Origin of the sequence: Kocuria sediminis, from assembly GCF_009735315.1 — a bacterium.
GTDB lineage: Bacteria > Actinomycetota > Actinomycetes > Actinomycetales > Micrococcaceae > Kocuria > Kocuria turfanensis.
On record NZ_WOGU01000009.1, the window covers coordinates 91,697 to 112,486 of the forward strand.

Annotated in this window: 25 protein-coding genes and 1 pseudogene; 15 read left to right on the plus strand and 11 right to left on the minus strand. The window is 70.0% G+C overall.

Going from position 1 to position 20,790, the window contains the following annotated elements; all coding sequences use genetic code 11:
• The first annotated feature begins 73 nt into the window (after window positions 1-73).
• Window positions 74-1,147, plus strand: a complete 1,074-nt coding sequence (locus tag GMA12_RS11820) for a hypothetical protein (RefSeq protein ID WP_156269711.1) — start codon at window positions 74-76, stop codon at window positions 1,145-1,147.
• A 91-nt stretch (window positions 1,148-1,238) separates the two neighbouring features.
• Here the strand turns inward: GMA12_RS11820 and GMA12_RS11825 are convergent, their stop codons facing one another.
• The 5 genes from GMA12_RS11825 to GMA12_RS11845 form a co-directional block, all read right to left on the minus strand.
• Window positions 1,239-1,880, minus strand: coding sequence for a hypothetical protein (locus GMA12_RS11825; protein WP_156269712.1), 642 nt, complete (start codon window positions 1,878-1,880; stop codon window positions 1,239-1,241).
• A 24-nt stretch (window positions 1,881-1,904) separates the two neighbouring features.
• Window positions 1,905-2,222 (minus strand): hypothetical protein, encoded by a 318-nt coding sequence (locus tag GMA12_RS11830; RefSeq protein ID WP_156269713.1) that lies wholly within the window; start codon window positions 2,220-2,222, stop codon window positions 1,905-1,907.
• A 209-nt stretch (window positions 2,223-2,431) separates the two neighbouring features.
• The gene (locus GMA12_RS11835) at window positions 2,432-2,974 is read right to left on the minus strand and encodes a DUF805 domain-containing protein (RefSeq protein ID WP_156269714.1); all 543 of its coding nucleotides are present in this window, start codon (window positions 2,972-2,974) and stop codon (window positions 2,432-2,434) included.
• 87 nt (window positions 2,975-3,061) lie between these two features.
• Window positions 3,062-4,042 (minus strand): hypothetical protein, encoded by a 981-nt coding sequence (locus tag GMA12_RS11840; protein WP_156269715.1) that lies wholly within the window; start codon window positions 4,040-4,042, stop codon window positions 3,062-3,064.
• 247 nt (window positions 4,043-4,289) lie between these two features.
• On the minus strand, window positions 4,290-4,664 hold the full coding sequence (locus tag GMA12_RS11845; protein WP_156269716.1) for a hypothetical protein: 375 nt from the start codon (window positions 4,662-4,664) through the stop codon (window positions 4,290-4,292).
• Window positions 4,665-5,072: 408 nt separating this feature from the next.
• Between GMA12_RS11845 and GMA12_RS11850 the strand changes: the two genes are divergently transcribed.
• Both GMA12_RS11850 and GMA12_RS11855 read left to right on the plus strand, forming a co-directional pair.
• Window positions 5,073-5,276, plus strand: coding sequence for a hypothetical protein (locus tag GMA12_RS11850; RefSeq protein WP_156269717.1), 204 nt, complete (start codon window positions 5,073-5,075; stop codon window positions 5,274-5,276).
• A 171-nt stretch (window positions 5,277-5,447) separates the two neighbouring features.
• Window positions 5,448-5,675: a hypothetical protein gene (locus GMA12_RS11855; RefSeq protein WP_156269718.1), complete on the plus strand. Its 228-nt coding sequence runs from the start codon at window positions 5,448-5,450 to the stop codon at window positions 5,673-5,675.
• A 106-nt stretch (window positions 5,676-5,781) separates the two neighbouring features.
• On the opposite strand, the gene GMA12_RS11860 is transcribed toward GMA12_RS11855, so the two are convergent.
• From GMA12_RS11860 to GMA12_RS11875, 4 genes are all read right to left on the minus strand, one after another.
• Complete coding sequence (locus GMA12_RS11860) at window positions 5,782-5,970, minus strand: hypothetical protein (RefSeq protein ID WP_156269719.1); 189 nt, start codon at window positions 5,968-5,970, stop codon at window positions 5,782-5,784.
• 89 nt (window positions 5,971-6,059) lie between these two features.
• Window positions 6,060-6,611, minus strand: a complete 552-nt coding sequence (locus tag GMA12_RS11865; protein WP_156269720.1) for a hypothetical protein — start codon at window positions 6,609-6,611, stop codon at window positions 6,060-6,062.
• A gap of 257 nt (window positions 6,612-6,868) precedes the next feature.
• Complete coding sequence (locus GMA12_RS11870; RefSeq protein ID WP_156269721.1) at window positions 6,869-7,411, minus strand: hypothetical protein; 543 nt, start codon at window positions 7,409-7,411, stop codon at window positions 6,869-6,871.
• 329 nt (window positions 7,412-7,740) lie between these two features.
• Window positions 7,741-8,334, minus strand: a complete 594-nt coding sequence (locus tag GMA12_RS11875) for a recombinase family protein (protein ID WP_162459770.1) — start codon at window positions 8,332-8,334, stop codon at window positions 7,741-7,743.
• A 1,232-nt stretch (window positions 8,335-9,566) separates the two neighbouring features.
• On the opposite strand from GMA12_RS11875, the gene GMA12_RS11880 reads away from it, so the two are divergent.
• Window positions 9,567-10,181 (plus strand): hypothetical protein, encoded by a 615-nt coding sequence (locus GMA12_RS11880; RefSeq protein WP_156269723.1) that lies wholly within the window; start codon window positions 9,567-9,569, stop codon window positions 10,179-10,181.
• Between the two features lie 482 nt (window positions 10,182-10,663).
• Window positions 10,664-10,864 (plus strand): annotated as a pseudogene (locus GMA12_RS11890) (manganese catalase family protein); the annotation flags it as partial.
• A 549-nt stretch (window positions 10,865-11,413) separates the two neighbouring features.
• On the opposite strand, the gene GMA12_RS11895 reads toward GMA12_RS11890, so the two are convergent.
• On the minus strand, window positions 11,414-11,713 hold the full coding sequence (locus tag GMA12_RS11895) for a hypothetical protein (RefSeq protein ID WP_156269724.1): 300 nt from the start codon (window positions 11,711-11,713) through the stop codon (window positions 11,414-11,416).
• 756 nt (window positions 11,714-12,469) lie between these two features.
• On the opposite strand from GMA12_RS11895, the gene GMA12_RS11900 reads away from it, so the two are divergent.
• The 8 genes from GMA12_RS11900 to GMA12_RS11935 all read left to right on the plus strand — a co-directional run bounded on the left by GMA12_RS11900 (window position 12,470) and on the right by GMA12_RS11935 (window position 18,188).
• On the plus strand, window positions 12,470-13,639 hold the full coding sequence (locus tag GMA12_RS11900) for a PP2C family protein-serine/threonine phosphatase (RefSeq protein ID WP_162459771.1): 1,170 nt from the start codon (window positions 12,470-12,472) through the stop codon (window positions 13,637-13,639).
• A gap of 226 nt (window positions 13,640-13,865) precedes the next feature.
• On the plus strand, window positions 13,866-14,447 hold the full coding sequence (locus tag GMA12_RS11905; protein WP_156269726.1) for an MBL fold metallo-hydrolase: 582 nt from the start codon (window positions 13,866-13,868) through the stop codon (window positions 14,445-14,447).
• A gap of 49 nt (window positions 14,448-14,496) precedes the next feature.
• The gene (locus GMA12_RS11910; protein WP_156269727.1) at window positions 14,497-14,859 is read left to right on the plus strand and encodes a SpoIIAA family protein; all 363 of its coding nucleotides are present in this window, start codon (window positions 14,497-14,499) and stop codon (window positions 14,857-14,859) included.
• 143 nt (window positions 14,860-15,002) lie between these two features.
• Window positions 15,003-15,563 (plus strand): hypothetical protein, encoded by a 561-nt coding sequence (locus tag GMA12_RS11915; protein WP_156269728.1) that lies wholly within the window; start codon window positions 15,003-15,005, stop codon window positions 15,561-15,563.
• A 100-nt stretch (window positions 15,564-15,663) separates the two neighbouring features.
• Window positions 15,664-16,326: a pentapeptide repeat-containing protein gene (locus GMA12_RS11920; RefSeq protein ID WP_156269729.1), complete on the plus strand. Its 663-nt coding sequence runs from the start codon at window positions 15,664-15,666 to the stop codon at window positions 16,324-16,326.
• 70 nt (window positions 16,327-16,396) lie between these two features.
• Window positions 16,397-16,954, plus strand: a complete 558-nt coding sequence (locus GMA12_RS18290) for a GNAT family N-acetyltransferase (RefSeq protein WP_162459772.1) — start codon at window positions 16,397-16,399, stop codon at window positions 16,952-16,954.
• A 40-nt stretch (window positions 16,955-16,994) separates the two neighbouring features.
• Window positions 16,995-17,189 carry a hypothetical protein gene (locus tag GMA12_RS11930; RefSeq protein ID WP_156269730.1) on the plus strand — a complete coding sequence of 65 codons (195 nt, stop codon included), beginning with the start codon at window positions 16,995-16,997 and terminating at the stop codon, window positions 17,187-17,189.
• Between the two features lie 156 nt (window positions 17,190-17,345).
• Entirely contained in the window at window positions 17,346-18,188 is an 843-nt protein-coding gene (locus tag GMA12_RS11935; protein ID WP_156269731.1) for a hypothetical protein, read from the plus strand.
• Window positions 18,189-18,262: 74 nt separating this feature from the next.
• Here the strand turns inward: GMA12_RS11935 and GMA12_RS11940 are convergent, their stop codons facing one another.
• Entirely contained in the window at window positions 18,263-19,039 is a 777-nt protein-coding gene (locus GMA12_RS11940) for an HAD-IIA family hydrolase (protein WP_156269732.1), read from the minus strand.
• A 114-nt stretch (window positions 19,040-19,153) separates the two neighbouring features.
• On the opposite strand from GMA12_RS11940, the gene GMA12_RS11945 reads away from it, so the two are divergent.
• Window positions 19,154-19,405, plus strand: a complete 252-nt coding sequence (locus GMA12_RS11945) for a hypothetical protein (protein ID WP_156269733.1) — start codon at window positions 19,154-19,156, stop codon at window positions 19,403-19,405.
• Window positions 19,406-19,535: 130 nt separating this feature from the next.
• A complete protein-coding gene (locus tag GMA12_RS19315) occupies window positions 19,536-20,651 on the plus strand; it encodes an excalibur calcium-binding domain-containing protein (RefSeq protein ID WP_156269734.1) in 1,116 nt (371 codons plus the stop codon).
• Window positions 20,652-20,790: the final 139 nt, after the last annotated feature.

The window sequence follows — 20,790 nt, forward strand, 5'->3', positions numbered from 1 at the left end:
GCCGGCGCCGGCCCCGTCGTTCCCCTCTTATGCCCCGCGTGCTCAGGCGGTACCGGCCGGTAGCGTCAGCGTCATGGACCCGCCCGCCCAGCAGACCGCTGATGTGCCCGTGCCCTTCGTCGGCCGGGTAGTCGTGGGTGTGCTGCCCGGGGCTGTGGTGGCGGTGCTGGGCATTCCACTGCTGGCCTGGTGGCTGATGGACGAGGCCGGTGACGCGCGGGTCGGCTGGTGGCCGGTGCCGGTCATCGCGCTGGTCGGCCTGGTCGCCCTGCTCGGTCACTACGCCGGGGCCACGCCGCCGGAGGGCAGGACCCGTACCGAGCGCAAGCAGATGGAACGGGCGCTGTCCGCGATTCCCCGGAAGGGCCCGGTCCCGGACGACCCGCTGGTGCGCCGCGCTGTGGTCGTGTCGGCCTGCAACAACATTGCAGCTCTCGTGTTTTTGGGTGCGGTCCTTGTCGGCATGGCTCTCGGCGCCGGGGTCCGGCCCGGTTACTCCTGGTTCGCGGCCAGTGGTGGAGCGGTGGGACTCGCGGTAGTTGCCGCCTTGCAGCTGCGCCGTCACTGGGCCAATTACCAGGCCCTACATGCCCGCGCCCATGCCCTCGCTGTAGATGGTGGCCTCCGACAGGTCGACGCCGTCCCGGTGCCCACCGTGGGCCAAGTGTTGGCGCACTCGGTGCCGGCCGTGCTCGTGCTGGCGGCCGGTGTTCCGCTGGTGGTGCAGTGGACCTTGGACGGACACGGCGATGTGCTCGGGGATTGGAGTCATCTCCCCCTGATCGCGCTGATCACGGTGGCGAGTGTCCTGCACGCCCTCGTGCGTGCTCCCAGGCCGCGACTCGGTGTGGACGTCGATCGGGGCGCGATGCAGCGGTGGCTGGTGTTCGCCGCCGTCTCCCGCGGGCTCCCGGAGAATCCGCGCACCAGGATCACCGCCGGCGCCTTCGCGTGCCAGCAGCTGGAGGCGGCAGTACTGATGCTGGCGGGCGTGGCCAGCCTGATCACCACGGCGATCATCCGCTCGAGCCCCTGGTGGGCGATCGTCGGGGCCCTCATCGTGCTGATCTGGACGGTCCAGGTGATCCGGGCCCGCCGCGGCTGGAACTACCTGCAGCTGCTGCACGCCGGCGACCGCACCGGCTGAGGCCCCGCTGTTCGAGCGGGCCATAGCGCAGGTCAGGGAGTGGGGTGACTCCGGGGCACCTCCGGCACGTGCCCGAAGCGCCGTGGCGTGGTCACAGCTCGTGGGCGGGTCGCTCGTCGGGGGTGCCGCTGGTCCAGGGTGTGGGGTTCTTGGTCTCAGCCCAGTTCAGCAGCGCCAGGGTCAGGCACATCCCCGCCATGGGCAACGAGAAGGTCGTCAAGCCCAGGCCTCCGAGCAGGACCCCGGTCACGACCATCAGGGCCAGGAAAGCGGCCATCGCTGCGTACGCCAAGGCCAGCCGACGCAGCGTGCGGCGTTGCGACTCGGCATCACCCAAGGGTTGCCAATCGGGGCGAGGGCTGATGTTGAAGACCATCGCGAGGCAGAAGCCCAAGAGGATCGGGAAGCTCGTCAGGGCGATTTCCGCGGTGGCAGGGCCGGCTGTCACCAGCAGGGCCAGCACGGCCGCGTTGGCCAGCACCGCCACCACGGTGTGCCCGTACCGCCACCGGGCCATCCCGATCTCTCGAGTGCGGGCATAGTTGAGCAGGGTCATCCCCCAGCCCACGGCTATCAGGCCGAATCCGATGCGCACCGCGGTGGCGACTCCCTCGCTGCGGTCGGCTGGATTCCATCCCAGGAGGTACCAGCAGACCGGGACCAGCCCCATGCCGATGGTGAGAATCCCGCATCCTTGGAGCAGGCGCCTCGCCCCGTTGCTCCTGGCACTCATGTTGCCTCCCCGCCGAAGACTGCTCTACGACCTGTCCTGCGGATCGCCGGGGTCTTCGCCACGCCGGCGTCGCTTGGCCTCACGCCGGGCCCGGTCGCGTTCTTCCATCTGTTCCCACCGGCGACGTTGGGCGTCCTCCGGGGCGAGATTGCGCTGCGGAAGTCCCGGTGCACCACTGCGGATCATCCGCCACCCCAGCCAGAACAGCACCACCCCGCCAACGAGGAAGATCCCGCCCCACCAAAAGGGAGCCCAGGCGAACGCCTCGGCTGCATTAAAAATGGCCACCCCGCCGGCCCCCACCAGCGCCCCGCCGATGCCACGGCGCACACCATCGGTCATGGATCCCACCCCCTGCCTTGGTGAGCTCCACCCTACCCAGCCGTGTGCGCAAGCGAATGATGTGGTGACGGGGACCCCGGTGGACAGTGGTCTTGTTCCGGGCGTCTCCGGGGAACCCAGGAACTCCTCGCCGCCACGGGAGCGGCAACCGCACCTCGTTGCGCTACCTCAGGGAAGATCCGCGTCCCGCAGGAGCAGTCCGGGTCAGGTCACCGGTCGAAGCGGGCGCCTTCGGGTTTGTGCGGCAGCACGGCCAGCACCACGATGACGATCCAGCCCACCAGGGGAATCAGGCCGATCAGGGTGAACCATCCCGAGAGGTTCACGTCGTGCAGTCGACGGATCCCGATCGCCAGCGACGGGATGAAGTGGGCGAGCATGAAGCCGAAGTACACGAAGGACAGCACGACTCCCAGTCCGTTGAGCTCCCCGGAGGGTTCCGTGCCCGGATAGCTGATGAGCAGCTCCAGCGGAAGGGTGATCAGCGCGAGGTAGAGGGCGACCCACCAGTACTCGGAGCGGCTGGCGCGCCCGGTGAATTGGGCGTACTTGGCGTAGTAGCGCTTAATCGCCGCCCCGAAGCCCACGTGCACCCCGGGCTGGGGACCCACCCGGACCGGGTGCTGGCGCCCATAGGGCCCGGGCCCGTGCTGGTGGTACCCGTACGGTCCCGGGGCCTGCCCCTGCTGGGCCCCGGTGTCGCCGCCTGCCGGTGGGTAGTGCCGGCCGTCGTGCGGATCGCCACTGCTCATTACATCTCCCCCTGTGATGTTCGCATCCGTACACAGGGTAGGGACGGAGTGGCTTCGTCCGCTGTCCCCATCTTGAGGATCAGGCCCTCAGTGACGGTGACCGGCGCGACGGGACACGGCGTCGATGAGCAGCAGGACCAGACCGGCGGCAGCGATGGGGAGGGCGAGCATGTAGAAGATGCCCAGGCCGATGGCCACCCCGGTGTTGAAGAGCAGGTCGAGGAGGATCCCGGCCAGGAGCATGGTCACGGCGATGCCGGCTCCGCCTCCAGTGAAGGCCAAAGCCCATTGACGCGTCGATGGGCTCCGCCCCTCTCGACCGGGGCTGGGGTCGGGCCCCTGTCCGGTGGGTGCTTGCTCCCCGGAAGACTGTGAGGCCTTCGGTGGCCGCCAGATGGCCCAGCAGAAGACCGCGGCGCACAGGAGCATAAACAGGTTCGGCGACAAGACGGGAAGGCCTTCGGAGAAGGCGCTCCAGCCCCCGAGGTAGACCGCATAGATGACCAGACCCAGTGCCGCCACGAGCAGGTAGAGCGCATAGGCGACCATGCCCATCCTCCCGACGGCCCGCGACCGGGAGGTGCCCGGCCGATGCGGGCCCGCCGCTTCTTGCTTCGAGGATCCGGCCGCGGCGGATCGCAGGGCATCACCGAGAAGGGTGATCAGCCCGCCGGCGGCCACCATGCCTGCCGGGAACGCCAGCCACCCCACCTGAGCCGCCGGATGCATGTAGTCGATCTTCTCCACCACCCAGGTCACGGTGCCGGCGACCACGGTGATGCCACCACTGATGACCGTCACGAGTAGAGCCACCCGACGCAACGATCGGGGAGCTCTCCTGCCGGGCCGGCGGCGGCGTGCGGTGAGACGGAGCAGACCGTCGATGACCAGCAACAGCACCCCGCAGACCACCAGCATCCACCCGGCTCCGTCGATCACCATCGGGTACGGGGACCACGGGCCGAAGAACCGGGAGCTGTCCAGCCACATGGGCACGGCCAAGGCGATGACGGCACCGGCCCCGGTGAGGACCAGGCCCCACCACAGCAGCGACCTATCCGGCTTCATGCCCGCCTCCCCCCGATGCGGGCCCCGCGGCGGGACAGGGTCTCCGCACTGACCCCCGGTCCTCGAGGACCCTCTCCCGCAGGGCCCGAGCCGCCCGTCGGGGCGCTCTCCCTCGGCTGCAGCCCGGCGTTCTGCCGGCACCCATGCTCCCCCATGGTCGAACGCTAGCGGTGAGGTTGCCCGCGGGGCCACGACGCATAAGTGAGGAACCTTCACCTGCGTTGCCGCGCGGGGGCGAGCCCTCAGCTCAGCGGAGGCGGGTGGCTCGGTCCGGGGCGCCACGAACAAACCAGTTCGTGCTGATCGTCTGCGCCACCCGCATCCCGGTGTCCGGCAGCACCCACCGGGACCGGACGAGCTTGCCGTTGCGGATCCAGTCCTGACGATCCACCCGCCGCTGCAGCTGGCGCTCCAACCACTTCCCGGCCAAGGTCCCGTAGGCACCCGGCTCCTCGTGCAGACCGAAGACGGTCAGCCCATCACTGCTGTACACATGGCTGTCCAGCAGGTACTCATCCCCCCACTCCCCCTCCAGGGCCCGGCATCCTCGACGGTCGTCCCAGTACCCGATCTGCGAGGTGCACCGCCCCGCGGGCACGTCCAGTCCCGGAACCTCGGTCATCACCACCAAGGGATGCATCCGAGCGACCACCTCAAAGAATCGCGCGGACACCCCGGGAACGGCCCACTCGGAGACGTACGCGGCAAGGGCCTCGAGAAACTCCTGCTCACTCGAAGTGCGCGAACCGTCGCCTCGGAATGGGTGCACAGATGCCATGGCCCCACCGTAGAGCTCCGAGCCGAGGACGGCAGCCGGCCGCCGTCGGGTGACCCCCTACCGCGGCTCAGAAGCCCAGTGGTCAATCGAAACCTCAACAGCCCCTCCCTTCGGCTGTGATGGCTCACGCGTACACATCTGTGGTGACCTCTTCCTCTTTGCAGTCGCACCTGATTGCCTGAACCGCAGAACATGAGACGACGCAGGAGGACCCACATGCGGGGATCGGGATTACAGGGGATGCTCCTAGGCATGGCCGCGCCGACGGCTCTGGCAGCGGCTGGCTGTTTCGCGGCCGGATACTCGTTGTTGGGGCTGGTGCTTGCCGCACTGTCCCTGGGCCTGGTCTATGCCGGCTGGCAAGCCGTGAAGCGTGGCCGGACCACCGAAGCCATGGCAGCCAAAGCCGAGTACGACCGCCTGCATGGGCGTGAGGCTCACGACGACCCCAGTTGACGTATAGCACCGAGAATGTGGAGCCCATCTCGGTGCGCAGAGGCTTCCTAGAAGTGCCTGACACCCCGTGCGATCAGGATCAGTGATGGGCCCCGGCCCCTCGAGCAGCCGACACCCCCACGCCGCATCCCTCGGGGCAACACTGCGGTCCCCGTCGATCCAGGACAGCCGATGAAACTCTCCAAAGACGCTCGACGATTCTTACGCCTTCCGTTGCTCGTGATCACCCTGGGCGCTGTCATCGGAGCCGGCGCCTGGATCTGGAACATCGCCTCGTGCTGCGAGGGCGGGGCCAACATCGGCGCCGGAGCGCTGTTCGCGATCGGGCTTGCCATGCTCGCCGGTGGGTTCCTGTGGGCTCTGCTCATCGTGCTGGTCGGGATTCAGCGCAAGAAGTAGCTCGGCCCTGCCTGCACCAAGAATCGGGACTACCGAGACGGGAACCCCAACTGCACCGGTGCATGCACAGCAGCCGACCAAGGCCTCGGTGGTGCCCAGCTTCGCGCTACGGGATACGCCCCAGACGCTCGTCGAGTCGCTCCATGCGCTCTCGGCACTCCCGGTCGTGCCGTTTGAAGCCGCGCCAGTTGACCAGTGCGACAGCCACGAGACCGAGGCTGCTCAGCGCCGTGGTCCAGGAGTCGCCCTCGACGATCGCGATGACCACCATGGCCAGGAACCAGAGGACACACACGATCGCGAAGCCGCCGCTGATCGGAGCTCTTCCGGTGGCCGGGATGCTTCTTTTCTGCGGTCTGGCGCCTGATAGCGGGTGACTGCGCCTCACTGGTGAGCTGTCTTCCTGATCCGGTGTAACCGGAACAGTTGCACCGCGATGAGCGCGCCGAACATCAACGCCATGACACCGATCATGATGATCATGACCGCCGCGCCGAAGGCCTCGGCGCCCAGCGCCCACACCGCGGCCCCCGCGCACACCACGGTCACGACGACCAGGACACCGAGGATCCGCCGCCACCGCTGCTGCTGGACCGGGGTGACCTTCGTGGCCCACTGGGGATCGGTGTCCGGGGCGAAGAGCATGAAGAACGCATTGCCCACGAACAAGGCCGACAACCCGATCATCAGCTGAGGGTCGGAGAGCAACGTCGCGATCCACAGTGTCCCAGCCGCCAGGAGAAGCGCCACCGGCGTGTACCAGTACCGCCACCGTGCGCGCGTCAGCCGCATGCGCCGGCCGTTGGACCAGCCGACCAGCAACAGCACTCCGTGCAGCACGGCCACCAGGGCTGCGAAGGCCCCCACCCACCCCGCGATCCGGTCCTCCACGGGAACAGCCGGCGGGAGGAACCAGATGGCCAGAAGGGCAGCCACCCCGGCTGCCGTGGTCACCACCCCGCCGGTCAGCCGAAGTCCTCTGCCGCGGTCCCGCTCGGGCCTATCCATCCAGTTCCCCTGCCTTGGACGATGCTGCGCCCATTCCCCCTACGGCCCTGACGGCACTTAATGTGCACATGCTAAGCCGCGCGGTCGACGGTCATAACGTGCGCGCTTGTGGGGACAGGGCCTTGCCTGTTCGAAGAACCGAAGGTGCATCACTGCGGGAGCACCGCCCTTCCCGCGCCGTGGGTTCAGCGCACCCGGTCCAGCTCGCGCAGCAACGCCTCTGGGTCGGCCACGTCGAAGAATCCGATCCCCTGGGCCTGACCGAAAGCGAAGAAGTCCATGCCCGTGTTGAGGTAGACGGCCTGGCGGCCACCCCCGCCGAAGACCACGGTGGCATGGCGGTTGTCGCGCGAACGGTTGACGCGCACGGCAACGTCCTTGACCGGGGTGTCATCGAAAGACCGCTCACTGGTCGACACGATCGCCCGAGAATCGGTAAGCCCGTAGACCGTCCGCAGCTTGCGGCGCTTCTTGTAGATGAAGCGCCCAACGATGAAGTACAGGCCCACCAGCACGAACGGGATGCCCCACAGGGCAAAGAGAAGTGACTCGCTATTGGTGAGGACCTGCCACTCCCAGAAGATCGCGAAGCCGCCCCACAAGAGACTGAAAGGCACCAGGAAGACATCAGCCGGCGCGAAGCGCACCGTCGGATCGGGGTGTCCCACCCAGCGAAGCTGTTCGCCCCGTCGAAGGACCGGACCGAGCCGTTTCCGCGCGTCACTCATGCTCCGGAGTCTCCCAGCGACCCCACCGCCCTCAGCGGCGACCCGCGGGTACTTCTCCTCGATACTTTGCCTCACAGGAACAGCGAAGGGTGGGTCGCGCGCCAGCGGACCCACCCGCACACCCGCCGATCTATCGGCTCGCCACATCGAAAAGGACACACGAGCAGATAACCGCCCTTGGCGGCGCATAGGAGATCTCGAGCGGGTTCGGATGAACTCACCCGGAGCTCAAGCAACCAGGCGTGGTTGTCATGCCCGTTTACCCCGTGCGATGAAAAGGTCCGCACAGGTGCGTCATACGCATCACGATGTCCACAGGCCAGACGTACTCAGACAGTCGTCGCCTGCGGCAGCTCCCGGATCCGCCGATAGAGGGTGGCCCGCGACATGCCGAGGTCCCGGGCCACTTGGGTGGCCGGCTCGCCCGACTCGACCAGACGCAGAGCGTTGCGGATCTGGGAGTCGGTGAAGGTCTGGCGCCGTCCGCCGAGATCCTTGCCGGCGGCCCGGCGCTTGGCCACCGAGTCGGTGATCCGTTCCCGCTTGATCTCCAGCTCCATCTGCGCGAGGGCGGCCATGACGGTGAAGACCATCGACCCCATCGGGGTGGCGGTGTCCACGTCTCCCCCACCGAGGTTCAGCACCCGCAGCCCGGCGCCCCTCCCCCGCAACGCCTCGGCGAAAGCCAGCATGTTCTGTGTTGACCGCCCCAACCGGTCCAGCGTGGTGATCACCAGGGTGTCACCATCCTCGAGCGCTGTCACCGCCTTGTCGAAGGCCGGACGTGACGCACGGCTCCCAGACACTCCATGGTCGGTATAGATGTCATCGCGCCGCACGCCAGCGGCCAGAAGGTCAGACACTTGACGGTCTGCGTCCTGCTGCCGCGTCGACACACGCGCATACCCGATCAGCTTCCCCACGTCCACCTCATCCGTCTCGCAACTGACGTTGAGTATCGATTCTAGGGGCATGGATAAAGCACAAGGATGCGAGACACCCGGAGCCGCGGAATCATGCGGGACAAAATTTCTAGCACGAGACGTCTCGCATCCCTTGGCCTGCGCGACGCACCAACGCACCGACAGCTGCTAAGACTCCGTCTCGCCCGCGGATGAACCTCACCGGATGCAGGGTCAGTCGGTGGACCGTTCGTCGGCACATCGCCGAGAGGTGTTCAACGCCCAGCCAACCCTGGCCTAGGAGACCCGATCAGCCGGGCGTCCTGCACGGCATCGCGCAGCAGCATATCGGCCTCGAGCGGCCCGGACCCCGTGGACGGTGAGACTCTTGGGGCCGGCGTCATGACCGGCGGCCACCAGGGCCCGACGGGTGGACAGGATCGCCTGCACCGCCGGGATCGGGACCTCGTTGGGGTGGTGCTGGACCGCCCGGGAGCCGGGCCTGAAAGCCGCCTGGCCCTCGGCGCGGTAGCGGGCCACCGGTCTCGGCGCCCAGGAGCGGCTGCCCCAAAACCAGCGGGCGTGCTGGGCCTGGGCCATCGTCCCGGTGACCACCGCCAGGATGATCGCTTGGCTCCTCTCCGCTCCCGCACGGTAGGAGCGGTGTTTCCGATGTCCTGGGGCAGCTGTTTCCTATCCGCTGACACCGGACACCTTCGGATGCACCACACATCAGAGCCCCTCCGGCTCCCATGCCGGAAACGGGGCTCTCGTGCACCCGAAGCCGGACGATGCATATTTCACGTGCCAAAGAGCCAGCTTTCTTTGCAAATTCCTGGATTTGCATTTGTGATTAGCGGAACGCGGCATCGCGCCCAGCACGACATCGCATTCTCCCCGTGAGATGCCACCGGTCGGCACGGGATCCGGCGACGCCGCGGGACTGCTGTCAGGAGGCCGGCGCGACGACCGACGGCTTCCTCCCACGACCCACCCCCTCACCGAAGTCCTCTCCGACCTGCGACGTCGGATGGAACCTGCAGCAGCGTCCGCGGCACGTGCGCGCCCGCCAGACCCCGGAACGGAGGCGAACCACCAGGGGAACTCGCCGGCCTACCCGACCTCTCCTCCGGTGTTCGCACAGGCAATTCTTAACTTTGTGAATTTTACTTGTGCACATGATTGTGCCGCTCCTAGCCTGATCCCACCTGATTCGCTTTGGGGAACCGGGTTCATCAACTAGGGGGAAAATCATGAAAGATCTGCGGCACACTCTGGCCGGCGCAGCCCTGGCGGGCATGCTCGTGGTGAGCGGCTTCTCCGCTCCGGCATTCGCGGGGGGCGACAACGGACATGACGACGGCGGCCACAGCCACCACGACGAGGACGAGCGCAAGAACGGCGAGGTCGACGTCGTCGTGAAGTACCGCCACCACGGCGAGTGGAAGGTCAGGGAGTACAACGACGTCGAGCTCAAGAAGGCCGCCTCCATGGCCAAGGACAAGGCCGACGGCGGCGACTGGCACAAGTACTACCGCGACGCCAAGTACAGCGACCGGACCGACAAGACGGTCAAGACCGTCGACGAGAAGGGGCTCAAGGTCCTCTTCAAGCAGGACGACGACGACGCGCGCAAGAACGGCGAGGTCGACGTCATCGTGAAGTACCGCCACCACGGTGAGTGGGAGTCCAAGCGGTACTACGACGTGGAGCTGAAGGAGGCCGCCTCCATCGCCAAGGACAAGGCCGACGGCGGCGACTGGCACCACTACTACCGCGACGCCAAGTACACCGACCGGACCGACAAGACGGTCAAGACCGTCGACAAGAAGGGGGTCAAGGTCCTCTTCGAGCAGGACGACGATTAGGACCCCCGCCCCCGCGGCTGAGTCAGTGATGTGACTGACGAGGGTGCCCGTCCGCCGGACGGGCACCCTCGGCCGTGACGACGCAGACCCCGGGACCGGCCCACGACGCCCGCGACGGAACAGCGCGGCCCCCGAGGGCCCTCCCCGCACCGGCGGTCCCAGCACTCCACCCGAACCCGGCTGCGGTCGTGATTCATCGGTCTCCGGACGCCGGTCGCGGCACCGTGAAGTCCACGAGGCGCAGGGCGGCGTCCCGCAGGCCGGGCAGGTGTCCGATGAGCAGGAGGGACTCCACGCGCCGCCAGTAGCTCGGTGCGCGGCCCCGACCTGGCACCTCATCCCCTCGCCTGTCATTGGAAGACAGAACCCGACTCACTGCCACTGGTGCAGCAGGAGAAACGCAGACCAGCGCCATGGGAACACCCCCGCTGGTCTTTCCTGCGATGGCCGCGGATCGAGAAGGAACGACCCGCATCCATGCGGCGGTGCAGTCCGACCCGGCGGTCGCGGCGGTGATCGGCGGCACCGACCTGCAGCACGCCATCGTCGCCGGGGCCGGGGCACGGCCGGTGGACTCGATGGGCAACCCGTGGTCGGGCTCCTACGTCACCGCCTCCGGGAACCTGCTGGCGGACATGTCCGCCAACATCAACGCCGAGGTGCCCAACCGGGTGGAGAAGGCCGCCGGCGCCCTCCAGGACAAGCTCAACCGGGAGCAGGCTCCGGCGCCCACAGGCATCCCGCACACAGGGCGCCCCGTCGACGCCGTGTGTGGCACCGACGGGGCGTATGTGCGAAGGACCTGTCACCGGCGCAACGGGTCCCTGGCCGGCGGAACGATCACGCCCTTCCCTGCAGCTCGCAGGCCCCTCAGAGGCCATGTGTGAAGCAATCTGCACAGACGCTTGTTATAAGGGCTTCTCGGCACCTGTCCACGGTGCGGAACGACCGTGGCGGGGGCGAATGATGGGCGGCCGCGAGGATGAGGGGCGTATCGCCACCAGCCCTGATGGCAGCACGCCCCTCCTGCGATCAACCTGGTGTTGGCCGGGGCGACCTTCTCCCCGCACGTGTACTCACACCGGCCCCATGAACGAAACGGGTAACCGCCGCATGCGTTCCACTCCACGGTAGCTTGCCGGTGTGCGGTGGGATCTGTCGGCCCAGCGGGGGGGGGGACGCACCGACCTCCGCTGCCTGCGCAGATGGGAGTCGCTCCGCCGCCGTTGGGCCTACTCGGTGTCGAAGCGGGCCCATGCCCATCCGTGTGACTGATGGGCGTGGTCGGCTGTTTCCAGACACCGCGTCAAGGTCCCGATGAGGTCGAGCACGCCCTGGCGATCCAGGTCCACTGTTTCCACGTGCACCACCAGACCGTCCTTGCTGGGTTCGTAGAGCGGGCACGCCAGGGGGTGCGAGCCGGCAGCGGCCCATGATCCCTCGGGGGCCGGCTCACCGTGCTCGTCGTAGATCGTCCACCCCTCCGGGACAGAAGCGATCCGTGCCGTGCGGGTGGAGGGATGCGCAGTCATGACAGGCCCCTGTCTGGCAACGTCGGTGGCATGACGGCCGCCGGAGTGGATCGGAATTGCGTGAATTCACCACTAAGTAGGCATGCTCGACATCACACCCGGCGTCACACCGTGACGCAGACGCAGAACGGTTCAGGCCAGTGCGTGGTGGCCCGGACCTTTCGTCCACATCGATCCGCTCCGCCGCGACCCCGCCCTGCCGGAGCGCATCCATCTGCCGGTCGAGGTGCTGTTTGGGCGTCGACACCCGTGCACAGCCCCATATCCATAACATCAGCGCACCGAAAGTCGGCTCTGTTGGGCCCAAACGGTACGTCATTATGGGCCTGACTTATGGGACTTCATTCGCCATCCACAGTCCCCAAGATGGGACCTCGTCGCCAACCGTCCCACTACCAAGGCAGTGGGACGGTCACCTCAAGCTCGACAAGACGTCTCGCACCCCACGAGTTGCGAGATCACCACCTCGGATCAACACGACCTGCCGTCCAAGCTCCCCGGCCGGGAGCGTGGCCGCCGCCTCGGCATGGCTGCGAGAGTCGAGCCAGTCACCACCAGAGCAGTGACACCGAACTACCGTCCACCCCACCGCCGGTCCGGCTCACAGCGCAGGGTGCGACACCGGCCCGGGCTTTGCGCCCGGGCCACGTGGCACACGACAGCGCGCCGGCGCCGCCGAGGCGAGGCCCATGCCGGGAACGCCGACGTGGCGGCATGGCACGCGCGACATCGGTCGGTAGCGTGGGGCGTATGCACATGCACATTGATCACCAGGAGCAGGCGCGGGTCGCGGCTCTCCACGACCTCAAGATCCTGGACACGCCCCGGGAGGAGCGCTACGACCGCGTCGTGCGCATCGCCCAGGAGGTCTTCCAGGTGGCGGCCGCCGCAGTCAACCTGATCGACGCGGAGCGCCAGTTCACCAAGGCCGAAGCCGGGCTGCCGGGCCTCGTGCACACCCCGCGCACCGATTCCCTGTGCAGCCACACCGTCGCCCGTGACGCGCCGCTGATCGTCCCGGACGCCACCGCCGAGGACCTGTTCCGCGGCAATCCCTTCGTGACCGCCGATCCGCCGGTGCGCTTCTACGCCGGGCAGCCCCTGCACGCCCCCGGTGGGGAGGCCGTGGGCTCGCTGTGCCTGGTCGACCATCAGCCCCGGCAGCTCAGTGAACGGGAGCAGCGCCTGCTGGCCGAGCTGGCCGGATGGGTCGAACGTGAGCTCGCCGCCCAGGGAGAGCTCGACCGCGCCGAGCAGATCCAGCAGATGCTCATGCCCAAGACCGATCCGGCGCTTCCGGGGTGGGAGATCGCCGGGCGGTGCACCGCCGCGCAGTCGATCGGCGGGGACTTCTACGACTGGTTCCGCAACGGGGACCGGCTGCAGCTGACGCTGGCCGACGTGATGGGCAAAGGCATCCCGGCAGCGCTGCTCTCCGCCTCGGCGCGCGCGGTGCTGCGCGGGACCTTCCAGTACAACGAGCCGGCTCAGGCAATCGCCCGGGCCACCGGGGCCCTGGACCCGCTGCTGGAGGAGGCCGGAGCCTTCGTCACCGTCTTCACCGCCCGCCTGTCCTCCACGACCGGGGTGCTCGAGTACGTGGACGCCGGTCACGGTCTGGCGCTCGTCCTGTGCCCCGACGGCACCCACAGGCGCCTGGAGACCTCGGGACCGCCACTGGGCGCGGTGCCCGGGGCGCAGTGGCGGATCCACACCACGGCGCTGGAGGCCGGGGAGACCCTGCTGGTGGTCTCCGACGGGTTCCTCGACTATTTCACCGGCATCGACGAGGCGATCGAGAGCGCCGCTGCGGCCAGCGCCTCGGCGGCCACGGCCGCCGAGCTGGTCGAGCGCTGCGCCGGTTACGCCAGGTCCGCCGGTCTCGACGACGACTCCACCGTGCTCGCCCTGCGGCGTACGGCCTGAGTCCGGGCCGGGAACCGCCGCACGCCGGCCGCAGCGTCACGGCGGGCCCGAGCCAACTCCTCCAGAAGCGTGCGCACGAGGCGCAGCGCTCAGTCCCGGCCGACCCGGGGAGGCCGGTCCGCCGGCCTGCCGAGCCTCCCGACGACGCGCCCTCCGGCCAGCAGGAGCGAACGGGGCGCAGACTGGAGCCGGAACACCCCGTCGTCCCCCAGGAGCCCCGAACCCCATGAGCCGCTGGACCACCGCCGCCAACACCCACGACCTCGGAGCCGGCACCACCCTGGTCCCCGGCCCGGCATGGAACTGGCTGATCCTCCGCGACGGTGCGTCCTACACGCTGATCGACTGCGGCTACCCCGGCGACCGGCGCCTGGTCGACGCCTCCATCGACGCCGCCGGCGCCACCGGTCTGCCCGAGGCCGTGGTGGTCACCCACGCCCACGGCGACCACATCGGCACCCTCGACCGTTACATCGCCGCCGGGGTGCCCGTGCACTCCGCGGCCGCCGAGGTCCCGAACATCACCGGCACGGCCCGCGAGCAGATCGGCCCGAAGGAGCCCCTGCCCCGCGCCGCGCGCTGCTCTCCGGGGTGGACTTCGAGGTGCTGGCCCCGGGTCACGGCCCGCACGCCCGCGTGCCCACCGGCCGGCGCCTCGCGATCCACGAGGACGCCGGCGCCCTCACCCATGAGCGGCGGAAGCTGCTCGCACCGGACGCCCGCCGGGACCGAGCCACCGGTGGGCGCCTTCATGTCCCGGGGCGTCACGGCTCGGCCATCTGTTGAGCGCCGGCACCGCCGGTCCTAGCCTGGAACCCGCAGATCCGCTCCGCCGCGACCCGGGAGGAGAGCCGGCCATGCTGGAGACCACGGTGCAGTCCGGCACCAACATCGTCACGATCAACGCCCACGGCGGGATCACCGCCGCGGACATGCAGCACATGCGCGAGGTCCTCGACGAGGTCGTCCGTGAGCACGACAGCGTGCGGATGGTCGCGGTCCGGGGCGACATCGACTTCGCCGACATCTCCCCGAGGGCGCTGTGGCTGGACCTGAAGTCGGCCGGCTACATCAAGAAGCTCGAGCGGCTGGCGGTGGTCACCGACGTCGACTGGGAGGCGAAGGTCTCCGAGTGGACCACCGAGCTGCTCCACGTCCCCACGCGCCGGTTCCGCCTCGACGAGCGCACCGCGGCGCTGGCCTGGATCAGCCAGCCCTGACGCGCGCCAGGCAGCTTGACCGGCCAGGAGCTCGACCGGGTAAAGGTCGCGACGCCCCTGGCCGCGCCCCGGCGCGGTGGGGGCCTCGCGCCGATTCCCCGGACCTGGGCCGGCTCGTCGGCTGTCGGCGGTAGCGTCGAGACATGCACGATGGCACACGTCGTCCCGATCATCCCGAGCACGAGCAGCACGAAGGCCTCCCGGTGCCCACGGCCGCTCAGGTCCTCGCACGCACGCTGCCGGCGGCCGCGCTGCTGGTGGGCGGTCCGCCGGCGCTGGTGCACTGGGGCGTGGACGAGACCGGCAACGCGCGCACGGGATGGATCACCCTCGCCCCGGCGCTGCTGATGGGCGTGGCCCTGCTCGTCCAGCACCTCGTCCAGGCACCGCGTCCTCGGCTCGACGCGCACCGGGACCAGCCGGCGCTGCGGCGATGGATCCGGATCGCCTCCGACTCCGGCCGGCTCCCGGCGGACCCGCGCACCCGCACCGCCGCCGGCGCCCTGGCGTGCGGGCAGCTGGAGACGGCGGCGCTGACCCTGGCCGGAATCGTGGGGGTCATCGGCATCTGGGTCGTCCGCGCGGAGACCTGGTGGGCGGTGACCGCCGTCCTGCTGATGCTGATCGCGCTGGTTCCGGCAGTCCGGGCCCGCCGCAGCGAGCGCTACCTGACGGCCGTGCACGCCGACCGGCCCACCGGCTGACGCCGGCTCGCCGCCGCCCTCGAACGGCGCGGCGCCGGTCGTCCCGCGGCCTGGCGGCGGACACCCCACACCGGCCGCGGCAGGCACTACGGTGAACGGCATGGCCCGACGGAACACCCCTGCTCCCCCGAGACTGCGCTCGCCCCGGCTCCCGGAGCTCTCCGCCGCCGACGGGATCGAGGTCCTCGCCCACGGCACCTACGAGGCGCTGGCCTTCAGCGATGACGACCTCACCGGGACGGACCTGTCCGACGTCGGATTCACCGACTGCTCGTTCACGCGGCTCAACGTCCACGAGCTGGAGCTCACCGACGGCCGGATCACCGACTCGCAGCTCACGCGCCTGGACGTCCCCACGGTCTCGGCCGCCTACGCGACGCTGCGCACCGTCCTGCTCGAGGACTCCCGGCTCGGGGTGCTGCAGTGCATCGAGGGCACCTGGGACACCGTGCGGATCACCGGGTGCAAGCTCGGCTACGTGAGCCTGCGCGGCGCCACGGTGCGGGACGTGGTGTTCGAGGACTGCGTCATCGGCGAGCTGGATCTGACCGGCGCACGCGCTGAGCGACTGGCGTTCCCGGGCTCCGAGCTGGCGGTCCTGGACGTCTCCGGCGCCACACTGGTCGACGTCGACCTGCGCGCGCTCGACCTGCCGGAGATCACCGGCCTGGCCCATCTGCAGGGCGCGGCGCTCAACCACCTGCAGCTGCAGCAGCTGGCCCCCGCGCTGGCCGCCCACCTGGGCATCCTCGTCGAGGACTGACGCCGCCGGGGCCGCCGGCAGAGCTCGAGGACCCCTACAGGTCAGCGGCCGGTGCCGTTACGATCGCCCCATGTCCTCCCCCGGCATCGACATCCGCCCCGCCGCCACCGCCGACTACCCGGCCGCCGCCGAGCTCTACCGGCAGGTCGCCCCGGGCCGGGAGCTGTCCCGCGCGCAGTTCCCAGCGTGGCTGGGGACCACCACGGTCGCGGTGACGCACCGGGACGTCGTCGGGCTGTGCCACGGCAACCACACCTCGGCGACCTGGCAGAGTTTCGTCGTGGAGCCGGAGCCGCCGCTGGAGTGGCGGTGCAGCTACCTCGACACCCTCGTCGTGGCCCGTTCGCACCGCGGCCACGGCGTCGGGGCGGCCCTGCTGGAGCAGTTCCTGGGTGCCGCACGTGCGGCCGGCAACACCTGGGTGGTGCTGCGGCCGGTGCCCGCCGATCCGCGGGAGGGCTTCGACGAGCTGCTGGCCTTCTACGGGGCGGCCGGCTTCGTGCCGCTGCGACACCGGCTGACCCACGGGCTGACGAACGCCCTGGTGCTCGGCCGTGCCCTGGTCGCCCGCCCCGTCCACGTCATCCGGCCGTTCGAGGTCGACACGACGGTTCCCGGTGTCCGCTGATCGGGGTGCCTCGACGCCGGCGCCGCAGTAGATTCGGAGCATGAGCATCGTCGTCCCCGCCGCCGCCGGCCTCGTCGAGCCCGGCTCACCGACCAGCATCGTGCTGTTCGTCCTGGTGAGCCTGGGCGTGATCGGCCTGGTCGTCACGATCCTCCTGCGCACCCGTCGCCGGCAGCACGACGTCCCGCCCAGTCCCCGCGGGGAGGACCGCGACCCGGATGCCGACGGCGCCTGAGCCCCACCCGGAACGGGATCGACGTGCCCGACGACAGCATCGTCGCTCTCGAGGTGCTCATCCTCGCCCTGCCGCTGGTGCGTCCGGGCCGGCTGCCGCCCGCGCCGCTGCCGGGAACTCCCCGTGGGGCCTGATTCACCCTGGACCTCTTCCGGGGTGCCGGTCGCACGGCACGTCGTGCGCGGTGCGGCGTTCGGCGCTGCCGCCGGAGCGGTGCTGGCGCTGTTCACCCGGAACGGGCACTCCATCGACCTCGGCGTCCTCGTCGGGGTCGCGCTGGAGCTTCTCCGGGCCGGGGTGCGTGGTGACCTGACGGCGCGGGCGGCGGATGATGGATCCATGACCGGCACCCCGCGCAGCAGGCGCCTGGATCCGCTGCAGACGGGCCTGCTCTGCGGGCTGGCCGTCGGGGTGGTCGTTGCCGCGCTCACCCGTCAGCTGTTCTGGATCGCGGCCTGCATGGGGTGCGGCGCCGGCGTGGGCTGGCTGCTCGGGAGGGCGCGCACCCGCTCGCAGGAGGACGGCACCAGCGCACCGACCGGTCGATCCCGGCCCGGAGCCGCGCACCCGGACGACGAAACGGAGGAGACGGACCGTGCTGCGGGACTCCCGGCATCCGCCCGGCACCGGGACGCCGTGCCGCCGCCGGAGCCCCGTTCCACCACCATTTCCGGGTACGAGGTGGTGGCCCGGGCTCGCGACGAGGACCTGCTCAACGGGGTCTTCGTCCTGGTGCTGTTCAACCACCGCCACGCCCGCCCGTTCCGCCCGGGTCAGGAGCCGGTCGACATCCGCGCGGCCCTCGGTGATCTCCACGACGAGGCGGCGATCGAGGACGCGATCCTGCGCACCGAGGAGCTGCTCGCCCACGCGGTGGACCTGGCGTACGGCGCCCGGGACGCCCGCGACGACCGGGCGGAGCTGCAGCTGGCCCACCCCGGTTTCAGCCCCGAGCACCTGGCCGAGGCGCTGAACTGGGGCCACCGCAGCGCGCGCTGAGCTCCTGCCCGTCACGCGGAGGACTGGGACGGGTCGGCGCCGCACACCCGGCCCCTCAGCGGCGGCGAGTCGTGTCAGACGAGATCGATGACGTCGGCGATCGAGTCCAGCACCCGTCCGGGGCGGTACGGATACGTGGTGACGTCCGCGGCCCGGGTGGACCCGCTCAGCACCAGGATCGTCTCCAGCCCGGCTTCGATGCCCGCGACGACGTCGGTGTCCATCCGGTCACCGATCATCACCGTGGTCTCGGAGTGGGCCTCGATCCGGTTCATCGCGCTGCGGAACATCATCGGGTTGGGCTTGCCCACGAAGTACGGGACCGCCCCGGTGGCCCGGGTGATCAGGGCCGCGACCGCCCCGGTCGCCGGCAGCGGACCCTCCGCCGAGGGTCCGGTGGCGTCCGGGTTCGTCGCGATGAAGCGCGAACCGGACTCGATCAGCCGGATCGCCTTGGTGATGGCCTCGAACGAGTACGTCCGGGTCTCCCCCAGGACCACGTAGTCGGGCCTGACATCGGTGAGGGTGTAGCCCACCTCGTACAGCGCGGTGGTCAGACCCGCCTCGCCGACCACGTACGCCGACCCATGGGGCACCTGGTCGGCGAGGAACCCCGCGGTGGCCAGCGCCGAGGTCCAGATCGACTCCTCGGGGACGGTCAGGCCGCTCTTGTCCAGCCGGGCGGCGAGGTCGCGGGGGGTGTAGATCGAGTTGTTGGTCAGCACCAGGAAACGGCGCTCCCGGTCGACGAGGCGCTGCAGGAAGTCCGCAGCGCCCGGAAGGGCCGTGTCCTCGTGGACGAGCACACCGTCCATGTCCGTCAACCAGCACTCCGGGTGGGACCGGTCCATCACCACACCTCGTCTCCAGGATCTCGTCGGCAGCCTTCCACGATGCTACTGCCACCACGGGCACCGGCATCTGTTGGAAGATCCCGCCGGGCCGTCCGAGACATCATGGAGTTCGTGAGCGCCACCGACTCCCCCGACGACATCAGACCTGCGCGAACGGCGCTCCTGGCCGTGGGCCTCCCGGTGCTCGCGGTGTCCGGGCTGCTGGCCACGACCGGCGCGCTGCTGGCCCTGCACCTCGCCGGCTTCGACAGCATCGAACGGCACCGGCCCGTGCGCGGCACGGGCCGGTGCCGCCGTCCCGCGTGCACCCGACGGCCGCTGGGGCCGGGCGGCTTCCGCCCTCCCGTCCCACGTGTCGGATGACGGGCGGAGGCGTCACATCTGGCGCGCGTTCGCGTTCGTGACCGGCCGGTAGGAAGATGGGAGACGTCTCGACCCCCCGCGCCGGCCCCCCTGATCCTCGTGACGCCCGGCGCCCTCCCCCTGGAGCGACATGACCCTCTCCCTCCCCTCATCCCGCCGCGCCCGCGGCCGCACCGCCGCGTCCTGGACCTCGGCAGCCCTGGCCCTGGCTGTGCTCACCGGATGCTCCAGCTCCGTGGCCGACCCGGGCGCAGACTCCGCCGCCACCGGGAGCGCGACCGCCACGCCCGCGCCCTCCAGCACTCCCACCGGAACCGCCTCCGCTGCGGCCGAGCCGACGCCGGCGACCCCGGCGGCTGTGTCCTCCGAGGCGCTGACCGCGCTGGACGAACTGAAGGTCGCCGCCCGCGGCACCATGTCCGACTACGACCGCGAGGGACTGTTCGGCGGATGGATCGACGCCGACGGCGACTGCGAGGACACCCGCCAGGAGATCCTCAACCGCGACCTCGACGACGTCGTCTCCGCCGACGGGTGCACCGTCGACTCCGGGGTCCTGGACCCGGACCCCTACACCGCCACCACCATCGACTTCGTCCGCGGCCCGGCCACCTCCTCCGACGTGCAGATCGACCACGTGGTCTCCCTCGGCAACGCCTGGATCACCGGCGCCCGGAACCTGACGCCGGACGAGCGCGTGGAGCTGGCCAACGACCCGCTGAACCTGCTCGCGGTGGACGGGCCGACCAACCAGGCGAAGTCCGACAAGGCCGCCGATGCGTGGCTGCCGCCGAACGTGGACTTCCGGTGCGAGTTCGTCGCCATCCAGATCGCGGTGAAGGCCAAGTACGACCTGTGGGTCACCGCCCCGGAGAAGACCGCGATGACCGAGGTCCTCGCCGACTGCGCGGGCCAGGAGCTCCCCACCGGAGCCGTCCTCGCTGACATTGCCGCCACGGCCACGGAGCCGGTCGAGGAAGCCCCCGAGCCGGCCCCGGTGCAGGAGACCCCGGAGCCGGAGCCCGCCCCGGTGGCACCCGAGCCCGTCGCACCGGAGCCGGCCCCGGTGGCTCCCGCCCCGGTCGCTCCCGCCCCCGAGCCCGAGCCGGTCCCGGCAGCACCGGCCGTCGGGTTCGCGAACTGCACGGAGGCCCGGGCCGCCGGAGCGGCCCCGCTCCATGCCGGCTCCCCGGGCTACGCCCCCAAGCTGGACCGCGACGGCGACGGGGTCGCCTGCGAGAGCTGAGCACGGCTCCACCAGCACGAAGCCCCGCCGCTCCGCGGCCCGACAGGGACCGGGAGGGCGGGGCTTCACCGTACACACGGCTGCTGTCCGGGGAACCGGGAGACGCCGTCCGTGGTCACGGTCGACACCACCAGAATCT